The organism is Yinghuangia seranimata (genome assembly GCF_029953285.1).
In the GTDB taxonomy this organism is placed as follows: Bacteria; Actinomycetota; Actinomycetes; order Streptomycetales; family Streptomycetaceae; genus Yinghuangia; species Yinghuangia seranimata.
On the sequence record NZ_JASAOI010000057.1, the window covers coordinates 24,438 to 37,209 of the forward strand.

Genomic DNA, 12,772 nt, shown 5'->3' on the forward strand with positions numbered 1-12,772 from the left:
GCTGCTCCGTATCGGTGATCGACTGCGCGGGTGGCGGGATAGGGTGTGCGGCGGTGGCGTGTGGGTTCCTGGTGGGCCCCTCCGCCTTCAAAGCGGCTGGGGCGGGGCGTGCCTCGCCCGGCGGGTTCGATTCCCGTCCGCCACCGCCGACTTCCCTCCCCGGCGGCCCCGAACATGCCGGGGCTGCCGGGGTGTTCCGGGTCTCAGCCGCCGAGCAGCGGCCCGTAGCCCCGGTTGCGGCCGCGGATGTGGACGACGTGGCCCGCGTCCTTGGTCACCTGCACGGCCTCGGTGGTGCGCCGCATCGCGCCGACGGCGACGGTGCGCACGTCGTCGGCGACGGCGACGCGGTCGCGGTTGAAGTGCACGGCGAAGATGTCCTCGGGCGCGTCGTCGGTGCCCACCCCGACGGCCACGTAGACATCCGTGGTGCCGTCGGCGTTGGTCTTCAGGTACGCGTAGCCGCGGTCGGTGGGGCTGGCCCTCATGTCGGGCTCCTCTCGTCTTCCAGGTGGCGGGCGGGCGTGCTGGGGCGCAGGGGTTCGGCGCGTTCGGGGACGGGGCCGCCGAACAGGACGGCCCGCCAGTCCCCGCTGAACGCGTAGAGCCCGCTGCTGGTGGTGATGCCGTAGCGGCCGGGGACGCGCGCGGCCAGGATGTGGCGTTGCGAACTCCCCATGCCGTACAGGCTGTCGAGATCGGACCAGAGCGTGACGCTGAGCACGGTCCGGCGGCGCCAGTCGACGATGTGGGCGGCGCCCAGGAAACCGTCGGCGACCCGCCGGACCTCCTTCTCGATCGAGCGGTGCATGTGCAGGATCCGCAGCAGGTTGCGCAGCGTGTGGCACTCGAACCGCGTGACGGCGACGTGCCCGCGCGGATCGCTGGCCCGGTAGTGGGACGTGGTTCCGGTCATGTCACACCCACCCGGCCCCCGCGGTCGCGGCGGCGGCGAGCACGACGAGCCCGGCTCCGGAGAGCAGCCGGACACGGCCGTGCCAGCGACGTCCCCGGTCGCCGCGCCACGACGGCCGGGTGAGCATGAACCAGATGCTGCGGACGCTGATCACCGCCATCCCCACGGTGGTCATGCCCGGCAGCACCAGCCACGCCGACGACGGTGCCAGCAGCACCACGCCGACGAGTGCGCCCCACGTCAGGGAGGTGCTCTTCTGGGTGGTGAACAGCAGCCCCAGGTCGAATCCCCAGACCAGCCCGAGCCGCCCGGGGGCGAGCTTGCGGACGTACGCCTGGGGCACCTGCCGCCACACGTGCCAGGTCCGGTCGCGGGCGTCGGCGATGCCGAGCACCAGCAGGACCAGGCCCGCGGCGATCTGCCGGCCGAGGGTCGGGACGGCCCAGGCGATGAGCTCGCCCAGTCCGTACGCGATCGAGGCCAGCAGCGCGGCGGCGCCCAGCCCGCCGACCAGGAGGCCGAGCAGGAAGCGCGTGCCCTGGAGCTTGCTGCGTTGGAGCATCGGGCCGGCGACCCCGGCCATGGACTGGCCTCAAGGGCTGTAGACCTGCAGCGTGGCCGCGACGCCCGCGACCACCAGCCATGTCACCATGCGGCCTGGCTCCTGCCTTCCTCGATGCGGGGGGTGGGTGTGCGCCGGTCAGTTGTAGCGGCAGTCGGCGGCCGAGTAGCGGTCGTTGTCCGCCTCGCAGCAGGAGCAGTGCAGGGAGCCGTTGACGCTGCAGTACCAGATGTAGGTCTTGTGGTTGTAGCACCACGTATAGGTGGTGTTGGCCGGGTAGTTGGCGAGGCTGCAGCACAGTGGCGCGGCGGACGCCTCTTGCGTCGCGGCGAAGACGCCGGCCGAGGTCATGAGGCCGAGTGCGCCGATGCGGCCGAGGATCCGGCGGCGGCCGACCTTCTCCGGCGCTGCCGCGTCCGGTTCGGCGGCCTCGTCCCGGCCGGCTTTGGCGGAGTTGCGGAACTTGATCATTGCGCTCCTTCCGGTGCGTGCGGGGTGTGCACGGGCTGCGGTGCCCGGTGCGGTGCGGTGGCGCCGATCCGGGGGCGACGGGTGCGTTCCTCGAGGTGGTCGAGGATGTTGGTGAGCCTGCCGAAGGAGTAGGCCTCGGCGACGGTGCCGGTCTCCAGGACCAGCGCGGTGGGGCTGAGGTTCACCCCGAAGGTCCCGGTGGACCATTCGCCGCCCTCGTCGACGAGGCACGGCACGCCGGCCTGGGCGAGCGGGTGGCGGTTCAGGAACTCCTGGCCGGACGCGGCGTCGCGGCAGGAGACGACGACGGCGAGCGGCGCGTCGTCCGCGGCGTGGCCGTGTCCGGCGTGCTTGCGGCGGTGCTCGACGAGCTGCCCGGCGACCTTGTCGCAGGTCGCGCAGATCGGGCTGAGGACGAGGATCGCGGCGTCGCGGCGGCCGGCGAGCGGCGCGAGCGGCTCCGGCCACGTGTCGGGCGTGACGCCGAGCGGGACGTCCTCGAGCGGCGTCAGGTGCCCGGGGTCCTCGGCGGGCGCCGCGTCGCGCGGCAGGCGGGACGCGAGCTCGCCCATCATGGCGTACAGCAGCACGACCGCCGCCGCCAGCACGAGCAGGGCGATGGAGCCGACGACGATCACCCGGATACCTCCGACCGTTGGGCGGACTGGCGGACGCGCTGGCGGAGCAGTTCGCCGACGACGACGCGGGCCTCGGCGCGGACGGCGACGAACTGCCAGACCATGAGTACGACGACGCCGGACAGTGCGGTGGCCGCGGCCTCGTCGGACGACATGCCGCCACGGAAAGCGAGGTTCGCGCCGGCCACGGCGGCGAGGGCGAGCCCCATGAGAACGTTGCCGGCCCCGAGCGGACGGCTGCTCGCGGCGCCGAAGCAGCCGCAGGGCTCACTGCTGCCGCGCAGCGCGCCGAGGACACCGGCGGCCGCGAAGACCAGGCCGAGGATGATCACCAACGCCCGGTCCGCGACGCGCAGTTGCGGAACGGCGGCGGCGATGCCGGCGGCGAGTTCGGCCACGGCCAGCGCCCGCACGGCAGCGGTGGGCGGCGGCATCCCGCGCCCACGCGGCACGAGTTCGGCCACGGCGGCCGCACCGGCGGCCGGGGAGACGAGTTTGACGGCGCCCGCCTGGACGAGCACCGCGATCACGAGTGCGTCAATGAGCGTTAAGAGCCAGTCCGCGGAATCCATGTGCCACCCCGTGCCCGCAGGAAGTCCCCGGCCGTTCAAGCCGGTTCACGCGTCCACTGATCGAGGTCGGATGCTGGCACGCACCTAGGGGGCGGACAAGACGCCGCGCGCCATCGGGATGATCCGCCCGGAACCCCCGAAGGAGAACCACGATCTCGTCTACACGAACGCGCCTCCCCCGAACTCCCTTGTCCTGCAAGGGATACAGCCGACCAACGGCCTCCCGGTCACGCAACACCACCGGATCCGGAATCTCATCCGCCGGGACACCTGTCAGCTTGCTGCCAAAAGTGTTTGCGGAACCGTCTCCCGTGGCACGCCGTGCCGAATCAGGCCTCCCCGGGCGGGATTTCCTCCGAACGCGCCCGCTCCCCCGGCCAGTCCAGCTTGAGCCGCTCCATCCGCGGCAGCTTGGAGACGATCAGGTCGTACGAGTCCTCGATCATGTCGAGCACCAGCGCGTCCTCGAGCGACCCGTCGAGGGTGACGGTGTTCCAGTGCCGCTTGTTGAGGTGGTAGCCCCCGACGATCGCCGGATACTCCGCCCGCAACCGCAGCGCCAGCTCCGGATCGCACTTGAGGCTCACCGTCAGCGGCTTGTCCGTGAGCGTCGACAGCGCGAAGATCTTCCCGCCGACCTTGAACACCGACACGTCAGGGTTGCGGGGAAACGGAAACTCCTCACCACTCCCGTTGAAGGCAAGACAGGCGGCCTTCAGCTGCTCAGGCGTCATGATCACAGTATGTCGGGCCGGGCCGACGTCGCCGTGTACGCGCTCCGGGCGTCCCGCACTCTGGACCACCGTGCGGCCTAGCGCCGCGACACGCCCCGGTCGCGGGCCCACGAGCCGAGGTCGGCCGCCACGGTTTGGTACTGCTCGGGCGAGTGGGCGTTGCGGCCGGCGATGAGGGTGAGCGCGTCGGCGAGCACCTGGGCCGGCGTGTCCGTTCGGAACGTGTCGGTCAGCGTCTCGAGCGGAATCCCGCCGCCGAAGCGCCCGTCCACCGACGCCCAGCCGGCGATCAAGGCCGCGGCCCTCGGTGCGAGCAGGACCGCGTCTTGGCCCTCGCGGTAGACCGTCACGAACTCCTTGAACCGCTCGGGGACCGGGTCCGGTGGGGGCGGGGGCGGTTTGGGGGTGCAGTAGTGCACGATCACGCTCTCGGCGACGGCCTCCAGTTGGACGGCCAGTTCGTCGGCGACCGTCGTCACGGTCGGCGTGACGGCGTCGAAGGCGGTCGTGACCGCCGCCTCCTGGTCCGCCAGTGCACGCCCGAGCCCGGAGCGCAGGGCGCGGTCGGCGTCGGCGCCCGCCCGCGCCGCGTCCGAGAGCAGGGCGTGGCCGGATCTGTGGGCCTCCCAGAACGCGGGGTCGATCGCCGCGAGCAGGGCCACGCGGTCGGGGTAGACGTCGACGAGGGCCTTGATCCGGTCGCCTCGCGCGACGCGGCCGGCCAGTCGGCGCGACGCGGCGGTGAGTTCGGAGTCCTTGCGGACGCGTACCGTCTCCAGCCGCAGCGCGCCGCCGGCCAGGTCCGCGATGCGCTTGGCGAAGTCGGCGGTGATCGCGGCCAGCTCACGCCCGGCGGCCGTCGCGGCGACGGCGTCGGCGAGCATACGGTCGGTGGCCGGGCCCTGGGCGAGGTCCTGGTCGGTCGGACGCGGGGTGGTGTCCCGCAGTGCGGCGTACGCCTGTTCCCCGGCCGGGCCGCGGCGCTTGGCGGCCTCGGCCGCGAGTTCGCGAGCGCGTTCCTCGACGAAGGTCCTGAGTAACTCCCGCCACAGCTCCAGGCGTTGCTCGGACGGAACGCCGCCCAGCAGCCGGTCGGCGGTCGCGGGCGCGCGCCACGTGAGCTCGAACTCCTTCGGCCTGTCGCTGGCCCATCGCTCCGCCGCCCGCTGGGCGCTCGCCCGTAACTGCGCGTCGCTCGCCGGAATCGGTGTCGGCATCAGGCTTCCCCCCTGTGTCGCCGCCAAGGCATACCTGGGGAGTGTCGCACCGGCGGCCGCGCCGACTCCGGCGAACCGCATTAATTCCCAAGGACCTTGACAGGACGCTCCACCGGCGGTTCCGCGCTCGGCCGTGTCGAGCTGTGGGGCTGTGCGTTGTTGGCGGCGCGACTGATTCCGCGCAGCAGCAGGACGGCGGCGGCTACCACCAGTGGCGCCGGGGTCGGCTCGACGACGACGGCGCACACGGTGCTCCACGCCAGCACCGACCAGCCGAGGAACGCGGGCGGGGTGATGCCGTGGCGGTCCATCCACACCACCAGCAGGCCCACGAGAGCCAGCGGCAGGCCGAAGCCGGCCGGGTTGGCCCAGAAGGCGTTGGCCGGCGGGGTGTCGTTCCACCAGTTCCCCCACAGTCGCAACAACAGCCAGTCCCCGAAGGAGGCGTGGCTGAGCAGCAGCCCGACGGCCAGGTGCCCGGCGCCGATGATCGCGATGACGCGGCCGGCCCATGTGATCACGTGAGTCATCCTCCATCCATACAGTGCTGTACTGTATGGACAGAAGCTAGACTCCTCACGACGACAAGCGCAAGGCGGCGTGGCACACACCGCGCCGAGAGGAGAAGACGATGGCGGCGCCGGCACGCACCCCGCGCAGCACGTGGATCGAGCAGGCGCTCGCGGCCCTCGCCGAGGGCGGCCCCGACGCGGTCCGGGTCGACGTGCTGGCCAAGGAACTCGGCGTCACCCGAGGCAGTTTCTACTGGCACTTCAAGGACCGCGGCGCCCTCCTGGAGGCGCTGCTGGACACCTGGGAGCAGAAGGGCGCCGACGAGGTCATCGCGCGCGCGGAGGCCGCGGGCGCGGATCCGCGGGACAAGGTGCGGGTGCTGGGCACCTCCGTCCCGGCCTCGCCCCTGATGCCCGTCGACCTCGCGATCCGCGACTGGGCCCGCCGCGACCCGGCGGTCGCCGAGCGCCTCCGCCGCGTCGACAACCGGCGCATGGACTACCTGCGCACACTGTTCAGGTCCTTCTGTCCCGACCCCGACGACGTCGAGGCCCGCTGCATGCTCGCGTTCTCGCTCGGCGTCGCCAACCAGTCCCTCGCCGCCGAACACGGCCCCCGCAGCCGCGCCGACGTGCTCGACCTGGCCGTCGAGTACTTGCTCGCCTAATCCGCTATCAGCGACTCGGCGCGGCCCCGGGCTTCGCGAGCGCTGCGAGGACCTCGTCGGCGAGCCAGGCCATGGCGTCGTGCAGTTGGGGTGTGGGGACGGGGAGCCACAGCGAGTACGAGGACAGGCCCGTCTCGGCGAGCTCGGCCAGTTCGTCGAGGATGCTAAGGGCGGTGGCGCGTTCGCCGCCCAGCAGGTGGCCGGGAGCTCGGCCGACCGCTGTGAAGCCGGGCGGGACGACGAAGCCGCCCGCGGTGAGGGCGGTCGGGGACGGGGCGCGGCCGTCGCGTTCGGCGTGGGCGTCCGCGAGCTCGGCGAGCCGGCCGCGCACCTGGGCGAGCGCGGCGGGCTCGACGGCGGAGCCGTGCCAGGCGTCGCCGTGCCGGACCGCGCGGCGCAGCGCGGCGTCGCTGTGGCCGCCGACCCATACCTTCGGCCCGCCGGGGGTGCGGGGCGCGACGCCGAGTCGGAGGCCGGGGTCCTCGCCGCGCCAGAGCGTCCGCAGGCGGGCGAGGTGGGCATCGGCCCGGGCGCCCCGCCCGTCGAACGGCACGCCGACCGCGTCGAACTCGGCGCGGTCCCAGCCGGTGCCGACGCCGAGCGTGAAGCGGCCACGGGAGAGCCGGTCGAGCGTCGCCGTCTGGTGCGCGAGGACGACGGGGTTGTAGAGCGGCAGGATCAGCACGCTGGTGACGACGCCTATCCGGGTCGTGGCCCCGGCGATCGCGGACAGCGTCACCAGCGGGTCGGGGGTCACGCCGACCTCGGTCTCCAGGACGTGGCTGCTCGCGATGACGTGGTCGAAGCCGAGCTCCTCGGCGAACACGGCGGCCTCCAGCACGCCGTCGAGCTCGCGCTCGCCGTCGGCCCAGAGGCGGTGCGGTGCCACGCCGAGGCGCAGGGTCGTCATGGTGGGGCCCTTTCGTCTGCCGGTTACGGTCCGCGGCCGCACACGGCGACCTCGTGGTCGCGACAACGCGCACGGCGGCGGATCCCATCCGGCGGGTCCGGGCCCGGGAGGCTAATCGGCGCGGAGAGCCTTGGAGTTGACGTGGTGCGCGGCGATGAACATCCCGGCGGGGACGACGCCGAGGAGGAACCCGGACGGTAGCAGGATGCCGCCGCACACCACGATCCAGGCGGCGAACGTCCAGCCGACGTAGCCGGGCAGCGCGCGGCCGCTGCGGGCGAGGCGGGAGGCGACGAGGGCGAGCAGCACCATCGGGACGACGAAGCTCGCGGGAAGCTGCCAGAAGTCGCGGGCCGTCTCCATGTGCGCGGCATCGCGGGCGCCGGATCCCCACAGCTCGCCGGTCAGCCAACCGCCCCAGCTGCCATGGGTTCTGACGGCGAAGTAGACGGTGTGGGCGACTCCGATGAGGACGGTGGCACGGGCGCCCCAGACGGTGAGCGTGCGTGCGCGGGCGCTGACCAGTGCGTCGGATATCGGGCGGTCGACGGACGGCACGACTTCCGCTACTCGAGTTTCGAAACTCATGTTTCGTATAGTAGGGAGATGCCCCCGCCCCCGCAACGCCGCGGCCGTCCGCGCGACGACCGCATCGACACCGCCGTCCTGCGCACAGCGCGCGAACTCATGGACGAGGTCGGCTACTCCGCGCTGACCGTCGACGCGGTCGCCGCCGCGGCGGGCGTCAGCAAGACCGCCATCTACCGGCGCTTCCCGTCCAAGGCGGAGATGGCCTTCGCCGCGGCCGTCCACGACACCGAGCTGCCGGCCCCGCCCGACACCGGGACGCTGCGCGGCGACCTGCGCGCGATGATCCGGATCATTCACGGCGCCATGACCGCCCCGGCCGCCCGCGCCCTCGCCCCGGCCCTCATGGCCGAACTGGCGAAGGACCCGGGGACGGCCGAGCGGTTCCAGAAGTCCGTCCTCGCGGCCGAACGGGCGCACTTCGCCGCGATCCTCGGGCAGGCGGCCGCGCGCGGCGAGGTGCGGGAGGACGTCCGCGCCGACGTCGCGCACCTGCTGCTCGCGGGGCCGGTCTTCTACGCGCTCTTCGGCTTCGGTCTGGTGGTCGACACCATGCTGGACGCGATCGCGGACACCGTGGCGGCGGGACTGGCCGAGGACGGGACGCCGGCGTCCGGCTGACCTGCGCGGAACTCCCTGGAACCACATTCGGTTTCGTCGCGTCCAACCGGCCTTATCAGCACGACGCAAGGGGGCACCATGGCCCAGCACGACGCGACACCGACACCAAAACCGGAAGGCTCCGCCGACGGCGGTGCGGAGACGACCGCGGCGGCCGCCGCCGGGGACCGGGTCGGGCCGCTCGAATCCGGGACCTTGGAAAGCGGTTCCGCACTGACTGACAACCCTGGAACGCCGTCGACGTCGACCGCGCGGTCGCGGAAGCGGCTGTGGGGCATCACCGCGGCCGTCGCCCTGGTCGTGGCCGCCGCGGCGGGGACGACCGTGTTCGCCGCTTCGAACGGTTCGGACGGTGCGGGCGGTTCGGGAACCGCCGCGAAGCCGCAGGCCGGATCGGCGCCCGGCGGCGCGCCGACCGCCGCACCGCTCGACTGCCCGGCGACACCCGACGCGGTCCCGCCGCTGCCCGCCCCGGACGGCCTCCTGCTGCCGAAGGGCGCGGTCGCGGCGCGGTTCTGCGTGTACCCGTTCCCGACACCGGCGGGTCAAGCCCAGCCCCCGGCCCGTCCGGCCGACACGCTGCCGAACCGCGTCCCCACACCGACGACCCTCTACCTCGACGCCGACGCCCTCGTCGACGTGGTCAACACGCTGCCCGACAAGCCGCGAGGCGACGGCTGCACGCTCGAGCTGGCCGCGCCGCGCACTCTGCTCCTGCGCTACGCCGACGGCCGGACCGCCTCCGTCGCCTACGGCTCCTGCAGCAGCGTGACCGTTGGCGATCAAAAGCGCTACGAGTCCTACAGCGTGGAGGGCCGCTTCAACCAACTCCTGGAAGCCCAAAGGCTCGCCGGGCCCACCGTCACCACGCCGCCGGTCTGCGACCCCGTCCGGCACACGATGGGCGAGGGCATCCCTGAGGTGTGGCCGCGCAAGGACTCGCTCGCACCGATGAACCAGCCCGTGCCGTACGCCCCGACCGGGGCCGTCCTGTGCCAGTACGCCCTCGGCCCCGGCACCGGCGAACTGCACCTGACCGGCACCGTGGACGTCACGGCGAAGGCCGCGGAGCTGCGCACGAGGATCAACGACGCCTACCCCGACGACATGATGGGGCTGGGGGTGGGCTGCCCGAACCTGCAGCCCGGGAACATCTCGGTCCTGACCTTCGGCGACACCGTCGGCGGCCAGTACGAGGTGATCTTCCGCCAGGGCTGCACATCGATGTTCGCAAACCTGCACACCAGCAGGGGGTCCGGCCTGATGGGGGCCACCGCACCGCCGGAGGTCCTGCAGGCCCTCGGCCTCCCCGCGGCGTGACACACGCGGTTCCCCCGGGCCGGCCCCCGGGGGAACCGCCGTCCGGGAACGACGAACCGCAGCAGTCGCCGACGCCGGAAGCCGACGTTTCCGACATCGCCGACGAGGAAACGGCTGCCGGCCGTACGGCGCGAAGCTTCGCGTTAAGAAGACGTCAAGGCCTCAAGACAGTTGGTGGGAAGGCGCGCACAATCGCCGCGTCGTGTCCGGGCGCCCGCCCGGATCGCACCACTGGGGGACCACCATGTCGTCGCCGCAAGACCCGTACGCCCAACCCGCGCCCGCTGCCGGCCCCGCGCCGGTGTCGGCCGTCGGGCCCGACCCGCTGCCCGGCTCCGCGCCGGGCCCGATGCCCGGTCCTGTGCCCGGCTACGTGCCCGGCCTCGCCGTCGCGCCACCGCCCGGGCCGTGGGGCGTCCGGACCATGCGCCCGCTGGGCACGCTCGCCGGATGGCTGTACGGGCTCATCGCAGCCTCCATGCTCGGCGCCGCGGTCGCCGTCTGGGCGTACCTCCACCGCGCCTCGGTGATCGACGACGCGCTCGACGGCAGTCCCGTGTCGTCGAGCGACGCCGACGACGCCGACGGCCTCGTCGGCACGGCCGGGTTCACGATGCCGGTCGTGCTGGCCGCCGGCATCGTGTTCATCGTGTGGCTCCACCGCGCACGCAAGAACATCGAGCTGTTCAGCCCCCACCGGCCCGACCTGACGGCCGGGTTCGCGGTCGGCGCGTGGTTCATCCCGATCGCGAACCTGTGGATGCCCAAGACCGTCACCGACGACGTGTGGAAGGTGTCCGACCCCGCGCCGAGCCCCACCGGCACCGGACTCCGGCTCGCGTGGTGGCTGACCTGGGCGCCGAGCCAACTGCTGTTCTTCGTCGCGACGTTCTACCGCGGCAACGACGGCACCACGAACGGCGTGCAGAAGCTCACCGACGCGACCGACCTCGACAAGTGGCAGACAGCCGACGAGATGACGGCGGCCGCCTACGCACTGCTGGTGGTCGCCGGCGGCTTCGCGATCGCGGTCGTACGCCGCATCACGGGATTCCAGGACGCCCGCGCCGCAGGGTCGGTCGGCTCGATTACCGCCTGACTCCCTTACTCCCGAAGCCTCGTGCTCCGGCCGCACGGAACCGCTGTCCCGCCCCTCGCGTCCAACCGCCACAGCAGCGCGACGCGAGGGGCGGACGCCATGGCCGATCTCCACGAACCCGGACCCGCACCCGACCCCGCCTCGGGTCGACCGCGGAGGCGGTGGCCGATCGTCGTCGTGGTGGTGCTGGTAGCGGCGTTCCTGGCCGCCGTCGCCGTCCTCTCCTCGACCCGCTCCTCGCCCGCGCGGACTGACCCGCCGTCACGACCGCGCTCAGCTGCCGGTTTCCCGCATCCGCGGGGTACGCTGCCGCCGCAGGTCCCCGCCGCACGGCGCCGGCCGGCGCAGCGGCCACGTCAGGTGGAGGACGCGTGAGCAGTGAAGCGAACCTGATCCCCGCCCCTCGCCGGGTCGAACCGCACGGTGGTGTGGGGCCGTTCCTCGGCGAAGTCCGCGCGATCGTCGACACCACCCTCGGGCCCGAGGCGTACCGCCTGACCGTCGCCGCGGACGGCGTCGAGATCGTCGGCGGCGACGAGGCCGGGGTGTTCTGGGGCCGCCAGACGCTGCGCCAGTTGCAGGGCCCGGACGCGTTCCGGCAGGCCTCGATCGACCCGGCGCCGACCGAACTCCCCTACCTGACCGTCGAGGACGCACCACGCTTCGCTTGGCGCGGCTTCATGCTGGACGTCGCACGGCACTTCCTGCCCAAGGACGACGTGCTGCGCTTCGTCGACGCCCTCGCCGCGCACAAGCTCAACGTCCTGCACCTGCACCTGACCGACGACCAGGGCTGGCGGATCGAGATCAAGCGCCACCCGAAGCTGACCGAGGTGGGCGCATGGCGACCGCGCACCAAACTCGGTTGGGGCGGCGAGCCGTTGCTGTGGGACGAGCGTCCGCACGGCGGCTTCTACACGCAGGACGACCTGCGCGAGATCGTCGCCTACGCCGCCGAGCGCCACATCACCGTCGTCCCCGAGATCGACCTGCCCGGGCACTCGCAGGCCGCCGTCGCCGCGTACCCGGAACTGGGTAACCGCGACGTCGTCGACACCGCCGCGCTCGGTGTGAAGACCGACTGGGGCATCAGCCCGCACGTGCTCTCCCCGCTCGACAGCACGATCGCGTTCTACGAGGGGGTGCTGGAGGAGGTCCTCGACCTGTTCCCGAGCCGGTTCGTCCACATCGGCGGCGACGAGTGCCTCAAGGACGAGTGGCGCAAGTCCCCCGCCGCGCAGGCCCGCATCGCCGAACTCGGGCTCGCCGACGAGGACGAGCTGCAGTCGTGGATGATCCGGCACTTCGACCGGTGGCTCGCCGCGCGCGGCCGCCGGCTCATCGGCTGGGACGAGATCCTGCAGGGCGGCCTCGCGCCCGGTGCGGCCGTCATGTGCTGGCGCTGGTACCGCGGCGGGGTCGCGGCCGCCGAGGCCGGGCACGACGTGGTGATGTGCCCTCAACAGGAGGTCTACTTCGACCACGTGCAGTCCGACGACCCGCGCGAGCCGGTCCCGTTCGGCTGGGTGCACACCCTCGAGGACGTCTACCGCTTCGAGCCCGTTCCACCGAGCCTCGCGGGAACTCCCCACGAGACAAGGGTGATCGGCGCGCAGGCCAATCTGTGGACCGAGGTCGTGGAGAGCAGGGCGCGCGTCGACTACCAGGCGTTCCCGAGGCTGGCGGCGTTCGCCGAGGCGGTGTGGTCGGACCTCCCGGGGCCGGGCGACCGGGACTTCGCGGACTTCGCGCGCCGGATGGACACGGCGCACTACGCCCGGCTGGACGCACTGGGCATCGCCTACCGGCCGCCGGGCGGCCCACACCCGTGGCAGCGGCGCCCGGGTATCCCGGGCCGCATGCACGGGTCGGCGCGGAAGACATGGGAGAACGCCTGAACTACGGGTCGTCGTCGGGCACGGCGGCAAGGCGGCGGTCGGACCG

Annotated in this window: 16 protein-coding genes and 1 tRNA gene; 6 read left to right on the forward strand and 11 right to left on the reverse strand. The window is 72.8% G+C overall.

The features are described from left to right. Nucleotides 1-52 precede the first annotated feature (52 nt). Nucleotides 53-146 (forward strand) — tRNA-Sec (locus QI554_RS33510). Between the two features lie 57 nt (nt 147-203). Here the strand turns inward: QI554_RS33510 and QI554_RS33515 are convergent. The 9 genes from QI554_RS33515 to QI554_RS33555 all read right to left on the reverse strand — a co-directional run bounded on the left by QI554_RS33515 (nt 204) and on the right by QI554_RS33555 (nt 5,631). After that, the gene (locus tag QI554_RS33515; RefSeq protein ID WP_281475547.1) at nt 204-488 is read right to left on the reverse strand and encodes a hypothetical protein; all 285 of its coding nucleotides are present in this window, start codon (nt 486-488) and stop codon (nt 204-206) included. Continuing rightward, entirely contained in the window at nt 485-916 is a 432-nt protein-coding gene (locus QI554_RS33520; RefSeq protein WP_281475550.1) for a hypothetical protein, read from the reverse strand. The genes QI554_RS33515 and QI554_RS33520 overlap by 4 nt, the downstream gene beginning before the upstream one ends. A 1-nt stretch (nt 917) precedes the next feature. Continuing rightward, nucleotides 918-1,499: a hypothetical protein gene (locus QI554_RS33525; RefSeq protein WP_281475551.1), complete on the reverse strand. Its 582-nt coding sequence runs from the start codon at nt 1,497-1,499 to the stop codon at nt 918-920. 117 nt (nt 1,500-1,616) lie between these two features. Next, nucleotides 1,617-1,949 (reverse strand): hypothetical protein, encoded by a 333-nt coding sequence (locus QI554_RS33530; protein ID WP_281475553.1) that lies wholly within the window; start codon nt 1,947-1,949, stop codon nt 1,617-1,619. Next, complete coding sequence (locus QI554_RS33535) at nt 1,946-2,587, reverse strand: hypothetical protein (protein ID WP_281475554.1); 642 nt, start codon at nt 2,585-2,587, stop codon at nt 1,946-1,948. The genes QI554_RS33530 and QI554_RS33535 overlap by 4 nt, the downstream gene beginning before the upstream one ends. After that, nucleotides 2,584-3,159 carry a MauE/DoxX family redox-associated membrane protein gene (locus QI554_RS33540; protein WP_281475555.1) on the reverse strand — a complete coding sequence of 192 codons (576 nt, stop codon included), beginning with the start codon at nt 3,157-3,159 and terminating at the stop codon, nt 2,584-2,586. Before QI554_RS33540 ends, QI554_RS33535 begins: the two co-directional genes overlap by 4 nt. A 329-nt stretch (nt 3,160-3,488) precedes the next feature. Continuing rightward, the gene (locus tag QI554_RS33545) at nt 3,489-3,893 is read right to left on the reverse strand and encodes an MmcQ/YjbR family DNA-binding protein (protein ID WP_281475557.1); all 405 of its coding nucleotides are present in this window, start codon (nt 3,891-3,893) and stop codon (nt 3,489-3,491) included. A gap of 77 nt (nt 3,894-3,970) precedes the next feature. Beyond that, nucleotides 3,971-5,110, reverse strand: a complete 1,140-nt coding sequence (locus QI554_RS33550) for a hypothetical protein (protein WP_281475560.1) — start codon at nt 5,108-5,110, stop codon at nt 3,971-3,973. 80 nt (nt 5,111-5,190) lie between these two features. Then, nucleotides 5,191-5,631 (reverse strand): DUF6463 family protein, encoded by a 441-nt coding sequence (locus QI554_RS33555; protein ID WP_281475562.1) that lies wholly within the window; start codon nt 5,629-5,631, stop codon nt 5,191-5,193. A 110-nt stretch (nt 5,632-5,741) separates the two neighbouring features. Between QI554_RS33555 and QI554_RS33560 the strand changes: the two genes are divergently transcribed. Continuing rightward, nucleotides 5,742-6,290, forward strand: coding sequence for a TetR/AcrR family transcriptional regulator (locus QI554_RS33560; RefSeq protein WP_281475564.1), 549 nt, complete (start codon nt 5,742-5,744; stop codon nt 6,288-6,290). A 7-nt stretch (nt 6,291-6,297) separates the two neighbouring features. On the opposite strand, the gene QI554_RS33565 is transcribed toward QI554_RS33560, so the two are convergent. Together QI554_RS33565 and QI554_RS33570 are read right to left on the reverse strand one after the other, a co-directional pair. Continuing rightward, nucleotides 6,298-7,200, reverse strand: a complete 903-nt coding sequence (locus tag QI554_RS33565; protein ID WP_281475566.1) for an LLM class flavin-dependent oxidoreductase — start codon at nt 7,198-7,200, stop codon at nt 6,298-6,300. A 111-nt stretch (nt 7,201-7,311) separates the two neighbouring features. After that, the gene (locus QI554_RS33570; RefSeq protein WP_281475567.1) at nt 7,312-7,788 is read right to left on the reverse strand and encodes a DUF6463 family protein; all 477 of its coding nucleotides are present in this window, start codon (nt 7,786-7,788) and stop codon (nt 7,312-7,314) included. An 18-nt stretch (nt 7,789-7,806) separates the two neighbouring features. On the opposite strand from QI554_RS33570, the gene QI554_RS33575 reads away from it, so the two are divergent. The 4 genes from QI554_RS33575 (at nt 7,807) to QI554_RS33590 (ending at nt 12,726) form a co-directional block, all read left to right on the forward strand. Beyond that, complete coding sequence (locus QI554_RS33575) at nt 7,807-8,409, forward strand: TetR-like C-terminal domain-containing protein (protein WP_281475568.1); 603 nt, start codon at nt 7,807-7,809, stop codon at nt 8,407-8,409. Nucleotides 8,410-8,487: 78 nt separating this feature from the next. Beyond that, nucleotides 8,488-9,729 carry a hypothetical protein gene (locus QI554_RS33580; RefSeq protein WP_281475569.1) on the forward strand — a complete coding sequence of 414 codons (1,242 nt, stop codon included), beginning with the start codon at nt 8,488-8,490 and terminating at the stop codon, nt 9,727-9,729. 244 nt (nt 9,730-9,973) lie between these two features. Beyond that, complete coding sequence (locus tag QI554_RS33585; RefSeq protein WP_281475570.1) at nt 9,974-10,828, forward strand: DUF4328 domain-containing protein; 855 nt, start codon at nt 9,974-9,976, stop codon at nt 10,826-10,828. A 371-nt stretch (nt 10,829-11,199) separates the two neighbouring features. Next, entirely contained in the window at nt 11,200-12,726 is a 1,527-nt protein-coding gene (locus tag QI554_RS33590; protein ID WP_425528101.1) for a beta-N-acetylhexosaminidase, read from the forward strand. Nucleotides 12,727-12,772 lie beyond the last annotated feature (46 nt).

Excerpts from the sequence above, each read along its gene's own strand:
- QI554_RS33550 (WP_281475560.1), bottom strand. The coding sequence starts at position 5,110 with ATGCCGACACCGATTCCGGCGAGCGACGCGCAGTTACGGGCGAGCGCC.
- QI554_RS33525 (WP_281475551.1), bottom strand. The coding sequence starts at position 1,499 with ATGGCCGGGGTCGCCGGCCCGATGCTCCAACGCAGCAAGCTCCAGGGC.
- QI554_RS33530 (WP_281475553.1), bottom strand. The coding sequence starts at position 1,949 with ATGATCAAGTTCCGCAACTCCGCCAAAGCCGGCCGGGACGAGGCCGCC.
- QI554_RS33560 (WP_281475564.1), top strand. The coding sequence starts at position 5,742 with ATGGCGGCGCCGGCACGCACCCCGCGCAGCACGTGGATCGAGCAGGCG.
- QI554_RS33580 (WP_281475569.1), top strand. The coding sequence starts at position 8,488 with ATGGCCCAGCACGACGCGACACCGACACCAAAACCGGAAGGCTCCGCC.
- QI554_RS33515 (WP_281475547.1), bottom strand. The coding sequence starts at position 488 with ATGAGGGCCAGCCCCACCGACCGCGGCTACGCGTACCTGAAGACCAAC.
- QI554_RS33540 (WP_281475555.1), bottom strand. The coding sequence starts at position 3,159 with ATGGATTCCGCGGACTGGCTCTTAACGCTCATTGACGCACTCGTGATC.
- QI554_RS33520 (WP_281475550.1), bottom strand. The coding sequence starts at position 916 with ATGACCGGAACCACGTCCCACTACCGGGCCAGCGATCCGCGCGGGCAC.
- QI554_RS33565 (WP_281475566.1), bottom strand. The coding sequence starts at position 7,200 with ATGACGACCCTGCGCCTCGGCGTGGCACCGCACCGCCTCTGGGCCGAC.
- QI554_RS33570 (WP_281475567.1), bottom strand. The coding sequence starts at position 7,788 with ATGAGTTTCGAAACTCGAGTAGCGGAAGTCGTGCCGTCCGTCGACCGC.
- QI554_RS33585 (WP_281475570.1), top strand. The coding sequence starts at position 9,974 with ATGTCGTCGCCGCAAGACCCGTACGCCCAACCCGCGCCCGCTGCCGGC.
- QI554_RS33545 (WP_281475557.1), bottom strand. The coding sequence starts at position 3,893 with ATGACGCCTGAGCAGCTGAAGGCCGCCTGTCTTGCCTTCAACGGGAGT.
- QI554_RS33575 (WP_281475568.1), top strand. The coding sequence starts at position 7,807 with ATGCCCCCGCCCCCGCAACGCCGCGGCCGTCCGCGCGACGACCGCATC.